The organism is Klebsiella sp. JB_Kp042 (assembly GCF_040065275.1).
Lineage (GTDB): Bacteria > Pseudomonadota > Gammaproteobacteria > Enterobacterales > Enterobacteriaceae > Klebsiella > Klebsiella quasipneumoniae.
In genome coordinates, this window is record NZ_JBEAJL010000081.1 from 1 (window position 1) to 913 (window position 913).

A 913-nucleotide genomic window follows, 5' to 3' on the forward strand; every position below is an offset into this window, starting at 1 on the left:
ATGCGTGATCTGATCCTTCAACTCAGCAAAAGTTCGATTTATTCAACAAAGCCGGGGCCAGTCTAAAGGCCAAAATCTCGTTAGCAGAAAGCGAGATGCTCAGGTGTTCAGATGGCTTTGAATTCGTCTGCGACAAGAGTGAAAAACTGCGGGTCACGTTCGCGCTGGACTTCTGCGACCGTGGGGGCATAGACTGGGCAGCAATCACGGGAGGTAATGACAGTTCGACGGTGCGGGATGTGATTCTGAAAGCGCATCGGCGACATGTTGCCGGACACACCAGTGCAGTGGCTGACGGACAACGGTTCAGCGTATACCACGTATGAAACGCGGAGGTTCGTGAAAACGATGAAAGAAGACTATATAGCGTTCATGCCAAAACAGGATTGAGAACAGCACTGTGAAACCTTGCAGCAGCATTCAAGCATAACAATGAAAACCACCCGCACAGCGCGCTGGGATATCACTCTCAAAGGGAACAACTGTAGCAGTGCACATCGTTAATTTAAGATACAAAAGCTGTCCAGAAACGGCGGGTCAAGATCAGGACGAGTAGGAATACGCCTTCGCGGAATAGCGTACGATGCCTGGTCTTATGCAACGGTAGGACGCGGCGCTGAGCGAGCGCGTCACGGCCTTAAGAACGCAGATGCAGAGTTTGAGCGAGCAGCGCAGCATCATAAAGCGCTAAAGCTGAAACGATCGCAGTGGTAGCAGACGTACAATGGACCGACACTGTGACAAACCGGTTAAAACAGGGCTTTCAGCTAAGTTGCATCGAAAACCAGTGCCATTCACACGACTGCATGCTATGCAGTCGTGCTGAACACGTCCGGAGCGGTGTAGCTAAGGGCTGCTATGGCTTTGTTGAATAAATCGAACTTTTGCTGAGTTGAAGGATCAGATCACGCAT

Annotated in this window: 2 pseudogenes; both read left to right on the forward strand. The window is 50.6% G+C overall.

From position 1 onward, the window contains the following. Nucleotides 1–65: 65 nt before the first annotated feature. A pseudogene (locus ABLV54_RS13280) lies at nucleotides 66–488 on the forward strand (integrase core domain-containing protein); the annotation flags it as partial. 52 nt (nucleotides 489–540) lie between these two features. Further along, nucleotides 541–714: pseudogene (locus tag ABLV54_RS13285) on the forward strand (nuclease); the annotation flags it as partial. Nucleotides 715–913: the final 199 nt, after the last annotated feature.